Origin of the sequence: Neobacillus sp. D3-1R (genome assembly GCF_052180215.1) — a bacterium.
Classification (GTDB): domain Bacteria; phylum Bacillota; class Bacilli; order Bacillales; family Cytobacillaceae; genus Pseudoneobacillus.
Map to the genome: position 1 here is coordinate 4,370,323 of NZ_CP197471.1, position 17,215 is coordinate 4,387,537.

At 36.9% G+C, this 17,215-nt stretch carries 18 protein-coding genes and 1 riboswitch; of the genes, 6 read left to right on the forward strand and 12 right to left on the reverse strand.

Annotation, left to right across the window (positions count from 1 at the left end; translation table 11 throughout):
• Nucleotides 1-11: 11 nt before the first annotated feature.
• Nucleotides 12-479 (reverse strand): DUF2243 domain-containing protein, encoded by a 468-nt coding sequence (locus tag ACSBPO_RS21955; RefSeq protein ID WP_442597098.1) that lies wholly within the window; start codon nucleotides 477-479, stop codon nucleotides 12-14.
• Nucleotides 480-641: 162 nt separating this feature from the next.
• Here ACSBPO_RS21955 and ACSBPO_RS21960 point away from each other — a divergent pair, with 162 nt between their 5' ends.
• Both ACSBPO_RS21960 and ACSBPO_RS21965 read left to right on the forward strand, forming a co-directional pair.
• Nucleotides 642-1,502, forward strand: coding sequence for a helix-turn-helix domain-containing protein (locus ACSBPO_RS21960; RefSeq protein ID WP_442597100.1), 861 nt, complete (start codon nucleotides 642-644; stop codon nucleotides 1,500-1,502).
• Between the two features lie 53 nt (nucleotides 1,503-1,555).
• The gene (locus ACSBPO_RS21965; RefSeq protein WP_442597101.1) at nucleotides 1,556-1,921 is read left to right on the forward strand and encodes a VOC family protein; all 366 of its coding nucleotides are present in this window, start codon (nucleotides 1,556-1,558) and stop codon (nucleotides 1,919-1,921) included.
• A 208-nt stretch (nucleotides 1,922-2,129) separates the two neighbouring features.
• Here the strand turns inward: ACSBPO_RS21965 and ACSBPO_RS21970 are convergent, their stop codons facing one another.
• The 5 genes from ACSBPO_RS21970 to ACSBPO_RS21990 all read right to left on the reverse strand — a co-directional run bounded on the left by ACSBPO_RS21970 (nucleotide 2,130) and on the right by ACSBPO_RS21990 (nucleotide 6,572).
• The gene (locus tag ACSBPO_RS21970) at nucleotides 2,130-2,711 is read right to left on the reverse strand and encodes a hypothetical protein (protein ID WP_442597103.1); all 582 of its coding nucleotides are present in this window, start codon (nucleotides 2,709-2,711) and stop codon (nucleotides 2,130-2,132) included.
• 9 nt (nucleotides 2,712-2,720) lie between these two features.
• Nucleotides 2,721-3,905, reverse strand: coding sequence for an Alp7A family actin-like protein (locus ACSBPO_RS21975; RefSeq protein WP_442597105.1), 1,185 nt, complete (start codon nucleotides 3,903-3,905; stop codon nucleotides 2,721-2,723).
• A gap of 438 nt (nucleotides 3,906-4,343) precedes the next feature.
• Nucleotides 4,344-5,066: an amino acid ABC transporter ATP-binding protein gene (locus ACSBPO_RS21980; RefSeq protein WP_442597107.1), complete on the reverse strand. Its 723-nt coding sequence runs from the start codon at nucleotides 5,064-5,066 to the stop codon at nucleotides 4,344-4,346.
• The gene (locus ACSBPO_RS21985) at nucleotides 5,063-5,746 is read right to left on the reverse strand and encodes an amino acid ABC transporter permease (protein ID WP_442597109.1); all 684 of its coding nucleotides are present in this window, start codon (nucleotides 5,744-5,746) and stop codon (nucleotides 5,063-5,065) included. Before ACSBPO_RS21985 ends, ACSBPO_RS21980 begins: the two co-directional genes overlap by 4 nt.
• A 37-nt stretch (nucleotides 5,747-5,783) precedes the next feature.
• Entirely contained in the window at nucleotides 5,784-6,572 is a 789-nt protein-coding gene (locus ACSBPO_RS21990) for an ABC transporter substrate-binding protein (protein ID WP_442597110.1), read from the reverse strand.
• A gap of 108 nt (nucleotides 6,573-6,680) precedes the next feature.
• Nucleotides 6,681-6,863: riboswitch (Lysine riboswitch) on the reverse strand.
• A gap of 186 nt (nucleotides 6,864-7,049) precedes the next feature.
• Here ACSBPO_RS21990 and ACSBPO_RS21995 point away from each other — a divergent pair.
• The 3 genes from ACSBPO_RS21995 (at nucleotide 7,050) to ACSBPO_RS22005 (ending at nucleotide 11,118) form a co-directional block, all read left to right on the forward strand.
• Nucleotides 7,050-8,699 (forward strand): M20/M25/M40 family metallo-hydrolase, encoded by a 1,650-nt coding sequence (locus tag ACSBPO_RS21995; RefSeq protein WP_442597112.1) that lies wholly within the window; start codon nucleotides 7,050-7,052, stop codon nucleotides 8,697-8,699.
• Between the two features lie 264 nt (nucleotides 8,700-8,963).
• Entirely contained in the window at nucleotides 8,964-9,530 is a 567-nt protein-coding gene (locus ACSBPO_RS22000; protein ID WP_442597114.1) for an RNA polymerase sigma factor, read from the forward strand.
• Nucleotides 9,508-11,118, forward strand: a complete 1,611-nt coding sequence (locus ACSBPO_RS22005; protein ID WP_442597116.1) for a DUF4179 domain-containing protein — start codon at nucleotides 9,508-9,510, stop codon at nucleotides 11,116-11,118. The genes ACSBPO_RS22000 and ACSBPO_RS22005 overlap by 23 nt, the downstream gene beginning before the upstream one ends.
• Before the next feature lie 44 nt (nucleotides 11,119-11,162).
• On the opposite strand, the gene ACSBPO_RS22010 is transcribed toward ACSBPO_RS22005, so the two are convergent.
• The 3 genes from ACSBPO_RS22010 to ACSBPO_RS22020 all read right to left on the reverse strand — a co-directional run bounded on the left by ACSBPO_RS22010 (nucleotide 11,163) and on the right by ACSBPO_RS22020 (nucleotide 13,748).
• Complete coding sequence (locus ACSBPO_RS22010; protein ID WP_442597118.1) at nucleotides 11,163-11,648, reverse strand: PaaI family thioesterase; 486 nt, start codon at nucleotides 11,646-11,648, stop codon at nucleotides 11,163-11,165.
• A 360-nt stretch (nucleotides 11,649-12,008) separates the two neighbouring features.
• The gene (locus ACSBPO_RS22015) at nucleotides 12,009-13,247 is read right to left on the reverse strand and encodes an MFS transporter (protein ID WP_442597120.1); all 1,239 of its coding nucleotides are present in this window, start codon (nucleotides 13,245-13,247) and stop codon (nucleotides 12,009-12,011) included.
• Nucleotides 13,248-13,292: 45 nt separating this feature from the next.
• Nucleotides 13,293-13,748, reverse strand: a complete 456-nt coding sequence (locus ACSBPO_RS22020) for a CBS domain-containing protein (RefSeq protein WP_442600427.1) — start codon at nucleotides 13,746-13,748, stop codon at nucleotides 13,293-13,295.
• A gap of 186 nt (nucleotides 13,749-13,934) precedes the next feature.
• Between ACSBPO_RS22020 and ACSBPO_RS22025 the strand changes: the two genes are divergently transcribed.
• Nucleotides 13,935-14,363 (forward strand): MarR family winged helix-turn-helix transcriptional regulator, encoded by a 429-nt coding sequence (locus ACSBPO_RS22025; protein ID WP_442597122.1) that lies wholly within the window; start codon nucleotides 13,935-13,937, stop codon nucleotides 14,361-14,363.
• A gap of 48 nt (nucleotides 14,364-14,411) precedes the next feature.
• On the opposite strand, the gene ACSBPO_RS22030 is transcribed toward ACSBPO_RS22025, so the two are convergent.
• The 3 genes from ACSBPO_RS22030 to ACSBPO_RS22040 form a co-directional block, all read right to left on the reverse strand.
• The gene (locus ACSBPO_RS22030) at nucleotides 14,412-14,897 is read right to left on the reverse strand and encodes a hypothetical protein (RefSeq protein ID WP_442597123.1); all 486 of its coding nucleotides are present in this window, start codon (nucleotides 14,895-14,897) and stop codon (nucleotides 14,412-14,414) included.
• Entirely contained in the window at nucleotides 14,894-16,417 is a 1,524-nt protein-coding gene (locus ACSBPO_RS22035; RefSeq protein ID WP_442597125.1) for a sensor domain-containing diguanylate cyclase, read from the reverse strand. The genes ACSBPO_RS22030 and ACSBPO_RS22035 overlap by 4 nt, the downstream gene beginning before the upstream one ends.
• Nucleotides 16,418-16,527: 110 nt before the next feature.
• On the reverse strand, nucleotides 16,528-17,196 hold the full coding sequence (locus tag ACSBPO_RS22040) for a TerC family protein (protein ID WP_442597127.1): 669 nt from the start codon (nucleotides 17,194-17,196) through the stop codon (nucleotides 16,528-16,530).
• Nucleotides 17,197-17,215: the final 19 nt, after the last annotated feature.

Below are 17,215 nucleotides of genomic sequence, written 5' to 3' on the forward strand. Positions count from 1 at the left end.
ATTCCTTCCTCCTATACTTCTGCTGTACGGGTACTTTCTTTTTGATTTCTTTGAAGGATATATCCGATTAATGCTAAAAGAAGTCCAATAGCCAGAAAACCTAAATCATAGGCTAATTCATTGGGATCACCTGGCTTAACATGGTGGATTTGTAATAGGTGATGGTCAATTATTCCTTCTACCAAATTAAAAATGCCTGCCCCTAGTAAAAACCCGCCGATTAGCACTCTTATGCCTCTTTTATGATCCATCGGATTTCCGCCAACCCATAAAATAATCGCTCCAACTACTAGAGTAACCGTTACAGCAAAATGGAAAATGCCATCACTGGCAATTTGCCCTGGACGATCCGTATTCATAATGACACTATGCCATTGCAGCAGTTGGTGAAAAATAATTCCATCCAATGCTCCCATAAAGCCAAACCCTAAAATAAAGCTTCCAATATAAATGAGTTTTCGTTTTGTACTCAAAACCATTTCAGTACTTACACCTCAATTTTTAAAAATTTTGAATAGATTCAGCTTCACCACAAAATGGATTTATTAATCAAATTTAGTCTTTTTCCAATCTTAAAGAGGTTTTTTACAGTAGGTAAAGAATATTTAACCAAGGAATCTATCATGGTTAGTAGGGATAACATGGGAAACAAAGGCTCAACCAATTTTGTATTACATGCAGCGAGTAACCAGTTTTTCTGGGAAGGTACTGGGCAGCTTTCAATAAAAACTTTTCAAAATGGAAATGTACAATATAAAACGAATAAAGGTTTCTTTACGGTGGAAGAGTCACGTTATCTTTTACTTAACGAAGGACCCTACACCATTTCCATTGAGGAAGAAAACGAGGTACAGTCCTTTTGCCTATTTTTTAAAAATGGCTTTGCTGAAGAGATTTCTCGTACATTTGAAGAATCTTCGGATAAACTCCTTGATGATCCTTTTAAAACTTTTGGTTCTATTGGCTTTTTTGAAAAAACATACGAAGATCATCCAACACTATCCTATCAAATTGAGACTTTCAAAATGAATTACCATTTTTTCAAGGATGATCTACACTGGCTTGAGGAACAATTCCATAAAATCATGGAGACTATTTTATTTATTCATAGAGATACCATAAAGGAAGTTCACTCTTTAAAAGCTCATCGAGTCGCTACACGAGAAGAAATATATAGAAGAATTAGTATCGCTCATGATTATATTCGATCGTTCTACCATCAGCCGATACAATTACAAGATATTGCACATATAGCTTGTTTATCGCCTAACCATTTGTTAAGAAACTACTCAGAAATATACGGTAAAACACCGCACCAACATATTTCTATTCTAAGAATTTCGAAGGCTATGGAGCTATTACGCAGGTTAGATTTAAATATGACCGAAATTACTTTTCAAGTGGGCTTTCAAAACCCTGTCTCCTTCAGCAAAATGTTTAAACAGCACGTAGGAATTTCGCCCTTACAATTTCGGAAAAAGGTGATATTGGATAAGAATTAGATTGAAATTTATTTTATGATGAAAAAGTAGATGAATGAAGGGGAGAGATACATATGATTCAAAAGGTTGGACAAATTGGAGTACCTGTAAAAAATATCGAGACTGCGGTTACTTTTTATCAAGAAAAATTAGAGTTGCCACTTTTATTTAATACAGACCGCTTGGCATTTTTTGGGTGTAATGGCCTAAGATTAATGCTGAGCCTGCCAGAAAAAGAGGAGTTTTCAACGTCCAGTTCTGTTATTTATTTTCAAGTGGAAAACTTAAAGGAAAAGTATGAAAACTTAGTAGAAAAAGGGGTTACGTTTATCGATGAACCACATATTGTCGGTAAAATGGGCTCGACTGAAATTTGGATGGCCTTCTTTAAGGATACAGAAGATAACACTCATGCTTTAATGAGTGAAGTGGAAGCGTAATAAATAGTCCCAAGTGCTGATTAGATGGCACTTGGGATTTTTTTATTGTATAGCAGGGCAGTGCGGAGGTTGATAAATTCTTATAACGGTTGATAAATCTCGAAATGCGGTTGATAAAGTTCCCATTCCGGTTGATAAAATCGAAAATACGGTTGATAACAGAACCTCTCTATCTCCAAACTAGGAATTCTCTCCAAAAAAACAACCTTTATTTATTCATATTGGCTAGAAAACCGCCCAGCAGGTCGTCCGCATCCAATTCCTCATCATGGTCACTTGAATCATCCTCTGAAACCGCGATCTCTTGCTTTGCTTTTTCCCAATCAAAATCAAGCATATCATCTTCAAAGTCATTCACTTCAGGGGAGATGATTTCTGTTTCAAAGACCATTTCCTTTTCCACATTATCATTTTCCTGCAAATAAAGGGCTTCGTTAATATCAAGAGAATGGCTATTTAAAGATGCTAAAACTGTAGTAGCCCGCACTGGGTCTGCTAATAATTGATAGACGATACTTCCTAAAAGGGCTTCTGAGTGTGAATGTCTAAGCCAGTTACGTTGTTCTTTACTTAGCTGCTTGGGAAGGGGAATCGTAATCGTCTCTCTTTCCTTTGCCATGGATTTGGTGACGCCTTCTATCGTGAATTGAGCAATTTTACTAGAAAAGTTACGTCTTTCTGTTTCTTTTAATTTTTGTAATTGCTTAATGATGTGGTCAGGGGTATCAGAAGGGAGACGAAAGGTTATCGCTTGTCCTCTCTGTATTCGAGTCGTTCCCTTATTTGTCATGAAATCACCCTATTTCCCCGCTGGTTGTTTCTCTTTCTCTTTCACTTCAGGCTCTTTATTGTTTTTTCGAACATAGTCGGAAATCAATTTATAATAAGCGTTAGCCATCATCCAGATGCTTTCCTTTTCATCCTCAAAAAACTCAATATTGTAGCCATCAAGACCATTGTTTAGTGCTTTCAGGTAATCCTTTAACACCATTGCTCCACCGCCGACAAAATAGCAGATTTCCGTTTGTGAATTCTTTTGCCAAACATTGCGCAGGTGGCGATATTGTTTTTTCGCTAATTCTAAAAGAATTCGGTCTGTTATATCATGTACGCTTGTACGACTGCCTTTGACCATAATATGGTTACGATCATTTTTTCTCGTAATAATCTCCACTACATCACGACGGCTATCTAATTCAATTCCATGTTTCGTTCGGATCTCTTCTCTAATGGCTTCTAGAGATTCGGATACTCCAATATTAAAGCCTTGTGCTTTATCATCATCGACGTTGCGGTTTTTAATCACAGCCACATCGGTTGATAATCCGCCAATATCCTGAATAAGTATACTTTTATCGATTAAGTCACGGTTAATAATATTTAAATCATTATCCATAACTAAGTTGATATAAGCAGCAAAGCCTTCAGGATAGACCTTTACCTGATCAAATTTAATATTGACTTTTAAACCTTGGTATTTAGGCGTGACGAGGAATTCTACTTGATGGACGGAACTGAGGAGCTGTGATCGATAGCCAACGTCCTTTCCTTCTTTTACCTCTCTAAGTGGTAAGCCGGTTCCAAGGGTATAGTTTGCATCAATCACATTATTTATTTTTTTAAAAAGATTGGCGTTTTCGTCTCTTACGGCATCTAATGCCAGCGTCGCAAATAGCATAACTAAGGTTTGATCCTCTTCAGACTTGCTACTTCCAGGGTCTAATTCAGAGGCATTATCACTTTTCGTCGCTAAATTTCCCACACGGTAAATCACATTATTTTCTTTTAAAGCGGGGGAATGAACTCTTATATGAATACCATCCAACGGATCCTTATCATTTAAATCTTCAATCCCAATGACAGGTCTATCCTCCGTATCCCTTGCAATCACATTAGGTATGTATAGCTCATAAGCAGGTTTCCCAAAAAGTGCCTTTACACAATCATTTCCTACGTCAATTGCTGTAATTCTCGAAGTATTCATCGAATCATCCCTTTCCTTCTTAATCTATTCATATAGGTCATTTCTATAAAAACGATCCTTTATTAAAAGGGTATAGAAGCTTAATAGATGAATCAATAATGCGAAAGTTGTGTATCAAGAGGAACACCTATTTTGAAAATTGTATACATGATTAAAAAGTTGTGTACATAAACGACAAAGTTGTTTACACGATTACAAAGCTGTATACATAGCGCTACAACTAGAAGTGTACGGTTTTGTACACAAGAATACACTTTTGTATACATCAAGATTACGTTTTGTATACTTGTATACAAAACATAATCCTATAAAAAAACATTACTTTATTACCTATTTCATTCTATTATTTTAGTACTGTTTCTTTAATAGATATTTTTTTAGAAAGTAAAAAAGCCGTAGACAACGAAATTCGTCACACCTACGGCTTTTTCTGTTTTTTTATAAAATTTGCTTTAAGAACCGTTTAGTTCGTTCATGCTTAGGATTACTGAATATATCATCTGGATGACCTTGTTCAATGATATTTCCATCTGCTAGCATCACAACACGATCAGCCACTTCCCTTGCAAATCCCATTTCATGTGTCACGATCACCATCGTCATACCTTCACGCGCAAGATCCTTCATAACCTGTAATACTTCTCCAACTAATTCTGGGTCTAATGCAGAAGTAGGCTCATCAAAAAGCATGACTTTCGGTTCCATAGCTAAAGCTCTAGCAATGGCGACACGCTGCTTTTGCCCACCGGATAACTGATCAGGATAATAGTTTGCTTTATCCTCCAAACCTACTTTTTTCAAAAGGTTCATAGCCTTTTTACTGACATCAGCCTTCGTTTCTTTCCGTACAAACATAGGTGCTTCCATAATATTCTCTAATACCGTCTTATGTGGAAACAGGTTGAAATGCTGAAATACCATGCCGACCTTTTCTCTTATCTTATTTAAATTGGTCTTAGAAGCATCGATTTTTTCAGCATCTATGACAATATCTCCACTCTCTGCTACCTCTAAAAAGTTCAAGCAACGAAGAAGCGTACTTTTCCCAGAACCACTTGCTCCTATTAAAACGACTACTTCTTTTTCCTTTATCTCTAAATCGATATTTTTCAAAACATGTAATGAACCGAAGGATTTTGAAAGGTTTTTTATCGTTATCATGCGATTTTAACCTCCTTCGGTTTACTTACGTCTAATTTTTTCTCAAGACGGTTAGCAAACCAAGTGAAAATGAGAACAATAATTAGGTAATATAGTCCAACGACAAAGTATGTTTCAAACGGCATGTAGTTTTCACCTTGCACCGTTAGGGCTGTATTATATAAATCTGTAACGGAAATATAAGCTACCAGCGAGGAATCCTTTAAGCTAATGATAAACTGATTGGCTAAGGATGGGACTGCCCTTTTTAGCGCCTGTGGAAAAATGATTCGTCTCATGGCTAGTGAATAAGACATTCCAAGCGATCTTGCTGCCTCCATCTGACCGCGATCAATCGATTGGACGGCTCCTCTAAATATTTCAGCGATATAAGCGCCGGTATGAATCCCTAAAGCTAATGCTCCCGCTGTAAAACTATCTAACGTGACAAAATTAGCTAGTCCATAGTATAAAAACATAATTTGAACGATTAGCGGTGTCCCACGAATTACTCCAATATATATATCCGCTATTCGATTTAATAGTTTAATAGAAGAAATTTTAAAACCTGCAAATATTATCCCTATTATGGTTGCAAATAGTAGTGAGATTGCTGTAATCGATATCGTCATCCATGAAGCCTGTAAGAAGGCTATTCCATGCTCGGTTAGGATGCCGATTATATTGTGGAAAAAACTCATGATTAAGCCTCCTTAAGATTGCGTGGAATTTGTTCCATTATTTCTCCATAACATTGGTATTGAACCATTTCATACTAATTTTTTCATATGTTCCATCATCAATCATGGATTGAATTGCTTCGTTAATTTTATCTGCCAACTCTTTGTTACCTTCATTTACAGCGACACTTACGCGGTCTTCATTTAATAATTCACCAACTGCTTTAATCTTAAGGCCCTTTTCATTCATTGCGTTTACACCAACAATTTTATCTGTGATTACCGCATCTAAACGGCCTAACGCTAAATCCTGTAGAGCATTTACGTCAGTTGGATACCCTTTTACATCATCCGATAATTCATCGGCCATATCCTTCCAAGTACTAGCTTGAATCACACCAATTTTTTTACCTTTTAAATCCTCTTTTGATTGGATATCGGTGTTATCTTCTGCAATAAAGATCTGTGCACCTGACAGATAGTAAGGATTTGTAAAGTCAACTTGCTTATCACGCTCTGGTGTAGCAGTCATACTTCCTATGATTGCATCATATTTTTTCGCTTTTAAACCTTGAATGATCGTTTCCCACGGGTTAGTTACAGGGTTTGCTTCAAGACCAATTCTCTTCGCAATTTCTGTTCCAATTTCCACATCAAAACCAGTTAATTTTCCATCTTTTTTAAAATTTAATGGCGGGTACATACCCGTCATCGAGAATGTTAAAGAACCTTCCTTTACTAATTGCAGACCATTCTCTTCTTTTCCTGAACCGTTGCTTCCCTTTGCACCACAAGCAGATAAAATGACTAGCAATGCTGAAATCAAGATAATCGTAAGTTTTTTCATCGTTGTACTGTCCCCTTTTTTCAAAATTTAAAAAACGTTTAAAAATAAAAAAACACCGTCCCCTTCTGGGTATGACGGTGTCCTATACACCCTCGTTCTATAAGCATTGGTGAAGATAGTTCTCCACAATTCAAAAGAATTGTGACAGTTCTGCCCCTTTTCGAGTGCAGCCCCAGCTTTCTGAAACAGTGAGATTCAGCAGCTTCGGCGATTTATCCTTTTTCCTATTTTCATAGATTTCACTTCATCTCAAATAGGATACTCTTATAAATCGCGACCTCTACCCCATCTAATGCTTGCAAGATGAGGATTTTTATTCACATTTTTGTAACAATATACAAATTATATACACAGTATTTGATATATTACAATAGTAAAAATTTACAGTTTATTATAAAAATAAAATCCTTGACGTTTATTTCATCCATGATATACATTTTGTACAATACCAATTCTCAGAAAATGGGGGCTAAATGTATGTTGAACTGTCGTGAAGAAGTACTCGCTTTTACGAATCAACTTGTTAACATTGAGAGTATTGTTAACACAGAGGGCGAAAAGGTTATTGCCGATTCCTTACATAAGATGATTTCTTCTTTCCCATACTTCTCAAAAAATCCTTCTTACGTCACCGTTTCCCAAACGATAAACGATGATTTTGAAAGATACAATGTCCTTGCTTTTGTAAAAGGGACAAAAGGAACTAGCAAAAGAACGGTTATTTTAATGGGGCATATCGATACTGTTGGAATTGATGATTTTACTCAATTAAAAGATAAGGCATGCTATCCAGATGAACTGATGGAAGCACTTAAAAGTGAAGAATTGCCTGCTTCTGCTAAAGAGCAGTTAAACTCAGGAGACTGGTTATTTGGCCGTGGTGTCCTTGATATGAAGAGTGGCGTTGCTAGTCATCTTTATCTATTAAAATATTATTCTGAGCATCCTGATGAACTGGATGGAAATCTGGTACTACTAGCAGAATGTGATGAAGAGGATAGCTCACATGGTGTCCTTTCTGCTCTAAAAACACTTAAGGCCTGGAAGGAAGAGCATGGCTTTGAATATGTTGCAGCTATCAATGCTGATTTTGTTTCCCCTCGTTATGAAGGTGATCAAAACCGCTATATTTACAAAGGTACTGTTGGAAAGCTCCTTCCATCCTTCTTTATCACAGGGGCTGAAACTCACGTTGGTTCTGCATTTGAAGGTTTAGACCCTAACTTTATTGCAGCTGAACTGACAAAGCAGATTAACTATAATCCAGATCTTTGTAATGAAGCTCTCGGGGAAACAACTGTTCCTCCGGTATCATTAAAGCAAACTGATTTGAAGCCATCCTATACGGTTCAAACTGCGTTATCGGCGTATGTCTATTACAATTTCTTTATCCATTCTTGGTCACCAAAACAGGTTCTAGAAATATTAAAGGAGCAAGCGACCACTGCCTTTGAAAATACACTCACTTCTTTTGATGAGCGTTATCAAAAATATTGCGCGTTAAGCGGCGAAAAGTATGTTGCTCCTACTTGGAAGCCGAGAGTCTTTATTTACGAAGAAATGGAACAGCTTTTAATCAAAGAAAATGGCGAAGCCTTTACTTCCCATATGGATTCTTTTAAAAAAGCACTTTTGGACAATAAGGATTTAGATATCCGTATGTTTGCCGCTAGAGTCGTAGAAGAGGCATGGAAATGGATGAAGGATAAAAACCCAGCCATTATTGTATTCTACTCTTCTCTGTATTCCCCACGTATTGAGTTATCGGGGAAAACAGATGATGAGCAAGCTTTAATTGATGCCTTGGATCGTGCTGTTGAAACCGTCCAACCAACCTATGAACATCCAATCGTGACGAGAAACTTCTTCCCTTATATCTCGGACATGAGCTTTGTCGCTCTAAGTGATGATGAAGAAGGAATTAATGCCGTTTCTAAAAATAATCCTGGTTGGGGCACAAAACACTTCATTGAATTTCAGGATATCCGTGATATAAATGTACCTGTCATTAACATAGGTCCTTATGGTATTGATGCTCATAAAAAATTAGAGCGAATGGAAATGACCTATTCTCTTGAGGTTGTACCGAACTTAACCAATGAGGTCATCCGAGATCTTTTAAAATAATGTTTATGCCCAACATGATTTGCATGCTGGGCTTTTTTGTGTTTACAGAGCTAATCAGTTTCCTTATATTGTAAAAGAGATGTTACTTAGCGGAGATCAATCTATGGGAAACCTTATTTCCCGGGAAGTTTATTGAAAAATCCCCCAATTTTTTTAAAAAATTTTCATTAGCCTTGAAATTTTTCCGATGAAGGACTCGTTATACTTGATGAAACACAAACAAAAACGAAACATGCGCATGTACGTTTGAGTTAGGAGGTTATTATGCAGGAAGAAATCCAATGGATCCGCGAAGTTCTAGCAGGGAACAAACAAGCCTTTGCTCACATTATCAATAAATATAAAAATCCATTATATGCAACGATTTTACGGATGACGAAAAACCCGCAGGATGCACAAGATCTTGTCCAAGAAGCCTTTATCAAGGTGTACCATCAGTTAGGAAAATATGATGGTACAGGAGAGTTTGCAGGCTGGATTTATCGTGTTACGGTCAATCACTGTATGGACGAATTTCGTAAAAAACGTTATCAAATGAAACAAGTCGAATTAACTGAAGAAAAACTCGATAATCCCAATCATCCAGAAGTCATTTTTCTCAAAAAAGAAAAGCATAGACAGTTGGAAAGGTTAATTGCCACCCTGCCTGAAGATGAACGAATGATTATCCTCTTACGTTACATCAACGATCTGAGCTATGAAGAAATAAGTGAGATGGTCGACACACCGATTTCCAATGTCCGCAACAAATTACATCGAGCGAAAAAGAAAATGAGAGAAACGGTTAAACGAGAAGGAGGTTACTTTCATGAAGTGTCCAACGACAGATAAACTCTCGCAATTTGTAGATGAACTATTAGTAGGGCAGGAACTTATTGATATAAAAAGTCACACTGAAACGTGTAAGGAATGCCAACTGATTATAGAGGCTTTTAGACATGAACAGCAATTCCTAAAAGAAACTTTACAAACTCCGACGTTGCCAGACGATTTTGCTTCACTTGTTCTTGAACAAGTCGAGCCCTATAAGCAGAAATCGATTCGACTAAAAAAAGCGCCATGGAAGAAAATGCTGTTTTCAGCAGCTGGAGTCGTGTTGGCTATTGGGGTAAGCACAAGTTTAAATCCAGCTTTTGCAAAATGGATTGATGGATTATTTTCATCCAGTCAAGTGGACGAAGGCTTAAGAGTGGCAAATGAAGCAGGTTTTGTAAAACGCCTCAATCAAGAAGTAACGGATAAAGGATTAACCTTTAAAATTGAAGATGTGATGGCAGACTCTTCAAGAATCGCCCTATCCTACCAGATCTTATCTGAAACTGGTAAAGTAAAAAACCCTTATTTTGAACTTGGTCATCCCCAAAATTCCATTACTGTTTTCGATGATGGGGGAAAAAAGCTAGAGCTAAACAATATGAGCTGGGGAAACCAACATGAATATGGGTTAATTGAGTTTTCATTAAGGGATATCCCTACACCAGAACAACTGATGGTTAAAATTCAGTTAGGTGAATTAGACGGAAGAGATGGTAATTGGCAGCTCGATGTTCCAATTAACTTGAAAGAAAGTCTTCAGGCCACAACCACTGTTCCATTAAAAGGGAAACAGATCAGTTTCCAAGGAGTTTCTGTTAACATGAAGGAAATTCGATTTGCCCCATCTACTACTGAAATTATTTACGAGACTGCTTTAACGGATGAAGCGAAAGCCGAATTGATTCCGAAAATAAGCCAACTTGAGGAACAGTATGGAAAAAACAGTTTGGCCAATTTTGGAACTGACATTCAATATCATATTGAAAATGAAGAAGGTAAAGCTATATTGCACCATAATACCTTTTTCAACGGAAAAGGACACCCTAGTGATTCAGGAACTTTACAGGGAAGTGGAGAAGATATTCCTGAGGACATCGGACATGTATTATGGAATCAATCCTTTATTCCTAAAAAGGATAAAGAAAAACTTTCCTTCGTTTTAGATGGAATTTTTAAAACAGAGCCATCTGATTTTTTCATTAAAATTAAACCGAAAGAATTAAAAAAACATCCGATCAGTTTTGAATACGAAGGTAACTTTGTGACCATTAAAAAAGCTGAAAAAGACAGTGAATTCTCGTTAAGAAAGTCACTCATTCCAATTGAAAAGAAAACCATTTTTAAAATAGAAATGGAAGGTGGAAAAGAAGCACTTTCTTCTGCTCTAGGTGTATGGACTCTGGTTGACCAAACTGGAAAAACCTATGAAACGTTCCATAGTGGTTCCATTCTTGATGAAAAGGATGAAAATGGCCGCTTTAAAACAACGACGGAGTTAATGACATATGGCTTGGATGAGGTGCCAGATGAGTTAACGTTGAAATTACTTTCCGTTACTCGATATCACGAACTGAAGGATAAATGGAAAGTGCCACTGTATTAGAAGAAAAGAGCGTGAATTTCTTTTAGAATTCACGCTTTTTTAAATTACTCTTTTACTAAAAATGTACTAGGCATGACAACCGCAACCACTTCACCACGGGCACAAAGAGTATCCCCTGCAAAAACCTCTGTTTCAACCTTCCACTTCTTTGGATGGATTTCTTGAATAGTCCCTACGGCTTTTAATGGGATATTCTGCGGAGTTGGCTTCATGAAGTCTACCTTTAAAGAAGCTGTCACAAATCGTGGTGGTTCTGCACCATCTCCAGGCTCATGGCCATTTTTTCTATGTAAGGCTAATGAGGCAGACCCCGTTCCGTGACAATCGATTAAGGATGCCATCACTCCACCGTAGACAAACCCTGGAAGTGCAGCATGTTTCGCTTCTGGTTGATAAATAGTGACCGTTTGCTCTCCATTCCAACCGGTACGAAAATGATGTCCCTCTTCATTTAACCTTCCACACCCATAACACCATGCAAAATCATCCGGATACTCATCTTGTATTGCTTTCAATACTTTCTCTTCCATGTTATCCCCTCCCTTTTTCAGAATAGTATAACATGTTTTGATTTTAAACAGGTTACACTTCATATGTATGATGAAATACTTTTTCTTCTGTTTTTGAGGTCATTTTGTTCTTCATAGGTGTTATGAAATACTTTCCCCCTTAACTTTGTATACTTTTTGTTCTTCATAAGCTTTATCTAAATAAAGACCCACCAAAAAGGCAGGTCTCCACAGGTCTGAATCAGTGGAAATGATGATTAGAATATAGTGTTTCCGACTTTGTCACCGAGTTATCCGACTTTCAAGAAGAGATATCCGTCCTTTTTGATGAGATATCCGTCAAATTCACAAATGTTTCCGACTTTGTCACAATTATTGAGATTAATGTGATGATTCCACGGAATCAACATGCTTTACATGCTTGTAATTGCTTGCGATAAATATTACGGAAACAAGAACAAATGCAGCTCCGACAATAAATGGTACGGATGGATTATAAATTTCAGCAAGCTTTCCTGCAGTATAAGGGGCAATGGCTCCTCCGATGAAACGAAGGAAGCTATACGCCGCTGATGCTGTTGAGCGTTCTACAGGTGCAGCATTCATTACTGCTGTGGTAATAAGAGTATTGTTATTTCCTAATAAAGCACCGGCAAGAATGACCGCAACGATGATTACCCATTGTGTGGATGTCCAGATACCCATTACAACTAAAAGCAAAGCAAATAAAGTTAACATCGCACTCATGGATTTAATCGTACCAAACCATTTTTGCATTTTTGGTGCCATGAAAACGGAAGTTACCGCCAATAATATCCCCCATCCTAGGAATACAAAGCCAAGTCCGTGCTCATCTAGCCCCATCACAAAAGGTGCGTAAGCCAATAAAGTGAAGAATCCAAAATTGTATAGTGCTGCTGTAATACCGAATACCAATAAAGAACGGTGCTTTAAAGCACGGAATGGATCGCGTAAAGACGTTTTTGCCTTAGCTCCCCCTTTACCTGCCGTACTTGGCATTAAGATGGAAAGGCCGATAAAAGCGACAACCATTAGTGCAGCAACGCCTAGAAAAGGTCCTCTCCATGACATGGCACCTAGCCAGCCCCCCAACAGAGGACCCACTGATATACCTAGCCCGATGGCAGCTTCATATAAAATAATCGCTCTTGCAGTTCCACTATTGGAAAGAGACACAATCGCTGCTAAGGATGTCGCAACAAACAAGGCATTCCCTAATCCCCAACCGCCTCGCAGAGATACGAGAGTCCAAATACCGTTTGATAATCCCCCGAGTCCCGCAAATAGGGCAATTAAGATAATCCCACTAAGCAGGGTCCATTTAATACCTAATCTAGAGGAAATAACCCCTGTGATTAACATCGCTACTGCCATAACCGCATTATAGCTTGTAAAAAGAAGCGTTACCTCACTGTGTGAAGCGTGTAATTTTTCAGCAATCGCTGGTAAAATAGGATCTACTAAACCGATACCCATAAAAGCGATGATACATGCAAAAAAGACTGCCCAAACAGCTTTAGGCTGACTGAGCAAGCTTGTTTTTTCCTTTTCCATTGATGCTAGATCTGTTGCTGAAACAGACTTTGAAGTTGATGCCATTCTCACTACTCCTTTACCCCTTTGTTTTTTAAATCTATCTAACTGTTAGAGAAATGTCTTAAAGGAATTTCTAATAACATCCCCACGGCTAATGATTCCAACTAAGACTCCATTACGTTCTACAGGTAGTTTTTTAATTTGTTTTTTTCCAAGACTTGCCGCAATATTCTCCATTTCTTCGTTCCATTGAACGGTAAAGACTTTCCTTTTGGCGATTTTTAATACACTAATATCAAGGAGTCTACGTGCCCTTTCCTCAAAATCATCATCATCGCCATTAATGACAAACGTATAGTAAAAGGCGTCAACGACACGATCCTCATGCTTGCCGATATAACGTAAAATATCCCCGTCACTGATATAACCAACGATTTCATTTCTGTCGTTAACGACTGGAAGCCCGCTGATTCTGTGCTCAATAAATTTTTCAATGACAGAACGAACAGTATCCTGTTCCTTTACTTTGATCACTTGGGTATTCATTATTTCATGAGCTTGCATCATTTTCATCCCCCGGGACTAGAGTTATATCTATATTGTGTCTAAATTTCATCAAGTTGACCAACTGATTGTATCATACAACTACTTAATTGTATAATACAATTAAATTCCAAAATGTCAATCAGATTTGACAAAAATTAGTGATACGATATCATAATTTAGAAGAACAACCTGAGGTGGTTAACTATGAATAAACAGTTATTAGAAATGATCGAGCTTGAAATGGCTGTCTTTGTACGCCGAGTCACGTCTATTTCTTCTGTTAAGAAAATTGGCAAACTAGATCGCTCCGCCTATCTATTACTTCACCACTTATATACAAAAGGTTCATCTGGTGTGAAAGCTTTAGCCGATGAATTTTCTTTAGATATTTCTACTGTTAGTAGACAAGCCTCATCTCTTGAGCACAAAGGCTATTTAGAAAAGGTTTCGGACCCTTTAGATGGCAGAGCTTTTTTCTATACCATTACGGACTTTGGTATACAGGAATTAGTCGAATATAAACAAGCACGGATAGATCGATTTTCGGAATTGCTCGATGATTGGACGGAAGAAGAATGTGAAAGCTTTGGACATCTTCTAAAAAAACTAAATAAAGCACTTATTGAAAAATAAGGAAGATCATAAATAGAGGGTGTCCATTATAGGACACCCTCTAACTTTTTACTGATTACCATGTATTTGTTTAAAGACTTCTTCTGAAATCTCTTTTAAAGTTGTAGAATGGCTTAACTTATAAGTACTTATTTTAAGATAAGATGATTCATTTATTTTGCCTTCTTCTTGTATTCGGTCAAGTGTTGGCAGGCGAAAATCTTTAATCGGTAAATAAGCGACCACTCTGTTCTCTTCATTTGATTTTATCAGTATTTTTATACCCGATAATCTTGGAAAAAAGAGCGAAGTATACACACACTTTATTAAAATATCTTCTTGTTTTGCTTTTTTAATCACGGGTATGTTACTAGGTAGGGAAATAAAATAAACCATTTGTTCAAAAGAATAGTCTAATTGTAAGACATCTAATCCCAAGGTACGTGATACCCTATTCGTGAATGCCTTTAATTCTAAAAAATAAAAATACCTGTTACTAAGTAAAAGGACGCTTATGAAAATAATGGCAGAAATGATGATACTGAACTCAGTCATAAGTTCCATACTCCCTCATAGGTCACAACTTTATTTTTACCCGTTTCTTTTGCTTTGTATAGCGCCCTATCTGCTGCTTCGAATAGATGATCAGCGGTTAGAGATTCCAGTTCCCTTGTTGAAGCCACACCAAGACTAATCGTTAAGCGGCCTGTCGGTTGTTTTTCTCCACATGGGAAGGATGTGGATTCTACATTTTGACGTATTTGTTCCGCTAAAATCGAAGCATCTTCTAAATTTGCATTTGGTAAAACAATGACAAATTCCTCACCGCCAAAACGGTAGGCTATTTCTTTTTGATATAGTGAATGTTTAATCACATCAGCTAGCTGGATTAATACTTGATTTCCTAACAAATGCCCATTCGTATCATTAAAGTGTTTAAAAGAGTCTATATCAATAAGGATTAAGGACAACTGCGCATGACTCTCTTTTAGAAAGTACTTTTCAAATGAATTTTGAAAAGCGCGCTGATTATATAGTCCTGTCAATCCATCTTTAAGCGCCATTTCCTCAATTTTTGAATAAAGGCTTGCATGATGAATAGCAATCGCAGCTTGGTTGGCCAGAGGTATAACACTTTCCATACCGTCTGCAGTAATTGGTTTTTTATTAACGGGATTATCAATAATTAGAACTCCAACCTTTATACCTTGATTCATTAAAGGAAAAATTGCTAGCTCATCCATATTGAATTCTCTTACAAAGAGCATCAGCGTTTCATCATGATGATCAATATTTTTTATATGATAGGGAGTTCCACTTTCTAATGCTTTAAAAAGAAAATGATTTTCATTTAGTAGAATTTCTAGCTTCTTTACTCGTTCATTGAGTAATAAATCTGTGGATTTTTCCGTTTCCTTTATTTCAATTAAATCCTTGAGTTTATACTTTTTTTTCGTGATTCTCTCCCAAGTGGCATAACCCTCTTCTGCTGTCATAGGGCCCGTTCCCATAATTCCATTTAATTTCGTTCCATCTTCATTAATAAGCAATATCATCGCTCTATTAAATCCTAATCCATGTCCAGCCGTTACAGAGGTTAGAATGGTTTTTAACAGCTTTTCTAATTGAAGGGTTTCCTGCATATTGATACTGACTTCTTTAAAAACGTTTAGTTGCTTGGAATTTTCAAGTAGTTTTGTAAGCCTGTACTCACTTTCGTTTTTGATTTCCCTAATGTATTCCATTATAAAATATAAACCAATCGCAAACAGAAAATAGCTTATCAATATAATGAAATCGCTCTCATTCCCATTCAAGAGAAAGATCCAAGCTAATGGAATACTGATTAAGCCGCCTAAAATATTAAAGCATAGCACTGAAACACCGATAAACAATAAATTCAGCCAACTTGTATGTATAGACTCAAATAAAAAACCATGTACTTCCACTATCACAAGACTTGAAGTCATAAGAATCCATTTATTGAGCGTATCACCAACTTTAAATCTAAAATAGTTAGCGATAATGGCAATGACTAATGTATAAAAAAAGAATGGAATATATTGAATGAGCATTAGAATCTCTCCTAGTACTTCTTTACTATATTTTACCACTATATAATTTGGATGGAAGCATTAAAAAAGCCTTTGGTACATCAAATGTACCAAAGGCTGACTATTTGTCATTAATTATGCTGAATTCTTTTAGAATTTCCGCTAAACTTACCAACAATCACAACAAAGGCAGCTAAAAGAATAGGAAGTATCGTATGCAATGCTGGACTTATATCTTCAAGGAAATGACCTACTGCTTTATCACTTAACATCATTTCACCCGCTGTATACCCCAGTAGTGCAGCTCCCAAAATAACAATGATTGGGAACCTGCCCATGATCGCCATTAACAGCTGACTTCCCCAAATAATTAATGGAATACTAATAGCTAGTCCGATTATGATCAGTAACATATTTCCATGTGCTGCTCCGGCAACGGCTACTACATTATCTAAGCTCATAATCAAGTCAGCAAAGATAATGGTTTTAATCGCCCCCATTAGATTAGAGCTGGCTTTGATGTCTTCTTCATCTTCACCCTTTAATAATTTAATGGCAATCCATAAAAGAAGGACTCCGCCAATAAAATTTAAGAAAGGAATTTTTAATAAATAAACGGCAACAAAGGTTAAAATGATCCGTAGAGCAATAGCTCCAAAGCTTCCAAAAAAGATCGCTTTCTTTTGATATTTTACATCCAAATTACGGCAAGCAAGCGCAATGACAACAGCGTTATCGCCACTCAACACTATATTAATTAGTATGATTTGCAATAAGCCTAATAGAAGTTCATTATCCAATGAAAATATCCCCCTCTTA

Bases quoted from the DNA above. Each gene is read 5' to 3' on its own strand.
- ACSBPO_RS21955 (WP_442597098.1), bottom strand. From the start codon at position 479: ATGGTTTTGAGTACAAAACGAAAACTCATTTATATTGGAAGCTTTATT.
- ACSBPO_RS21960 (WP_442597100.1), top strand. From the start codon at position 642: ATGGGAAACAAAGGCTCAACCAATTTTGTATTACATGCAGCGAGTAAC.
- ACSBPO_RS21965 (WP_442597101.1), top strand. From the start codon at position 1,556: ATGATTCAAAAGGTTGGACAAATTGGAGTACCTGTAAAAAATATCGAG.
- ACSBPO_RS21970 (WP_442597103.1), bottom strand. From the start codon at position 2,711: ATGACAAATAAGGGAACGACTCGAATACAGAGAGGACAAGCGATAACC.
- ACSBPO_RS21975 (WP_442597105.1), bottom strand. From the start codon at position 3,905: ATGAATACTTCGAGAATTACAGCAATTGACGTAGGAAATGATTGTGTA.
- ACSBPO_RS21980 (WP_442597107.1), bottom strand. From the start codon at position 5,066: ATGATAACGATAAAAAACCTTTCAAAATCCTTCGGTTCATTACATGTT.
- ACSBPO_RS21985 (WP_442597109.1), bottom strand. From the start codon at position 5,746: ATGAGTTTTTTCCACAATATAATCGGCATCCTAACCGAGCATGGAATA.
- ACSBPO_RS21990 (WP_442597110.1), bottom strand. From the start codon at position 6,572: ATGAAAAAACTTACGATTATCTTGATTTCAGCATTGCTAGTCATTTTA.
- ACSBPO_RS21995 (WP_442597112.1), top strand. From the start codon at position 7,050: ATGTTGAACTGTCGTGAAGAAGTACTCGCTTTTACGAATCAACTTGTT.
- ACSBPO_RS22000 (WP_442597114.1), top strand. From the start codon at position 8,964: ATGCAGGAAGAAATCCAATGGATCCGCGAAGTTCTAGCAGGGAACAAA.
- ACSBPO_RS22005 (WP_442597116.1), top strand. From the start codon at position 9,508: ATGAAGTGTCCAACGACAGATAAACTCTCGCAATTTGTAGATGAACTA.
- ACSBPO_RS22010 (WP_442597118.1), bottom strand. From the start codon at position 11,648: ATGGAAGAGAAAGTATTGAAAGCAATACAAGATGAGTATCCGGATGAT.
- ACSBPO_RS22015 (WP_442597120.1), bottom strand. From the start codon at position 13,247: ATGGCATCAACTTCAAAGTCTGTTTCAGCAACAGATCTAGCATCAATG.
- ACSBPO_RS22020 (WP_442600427.1), bottom strand. From the start codon at position 13,748: ATGCAAGCTCATGAAATAATGAATACCCAAGTGATCAAAGTAAAGGAA.
- ACSBPO_RS22025 (WP_442597122.1), top strand. From the start codon at position 13,935: ATGAATAAACAGTTATTAGAAATGATCGAGCTTGAAATGGCTGTCTTT.
- ACSBPO_RS22030 (WP_442597123.1), bottom strand. From the start codon at position 14,897: ATGACTGAGTTCAGTATCATCATTTCTGCCATTATTTTCATAAGCGTC.
- ACSBPO_RS22035 (WP_442597125.1), bottom strand. From the start codon at position 16,417: ATGCTCATTCAATATATTCCATTCTTTTTTTATACATTAGTCATTGCC.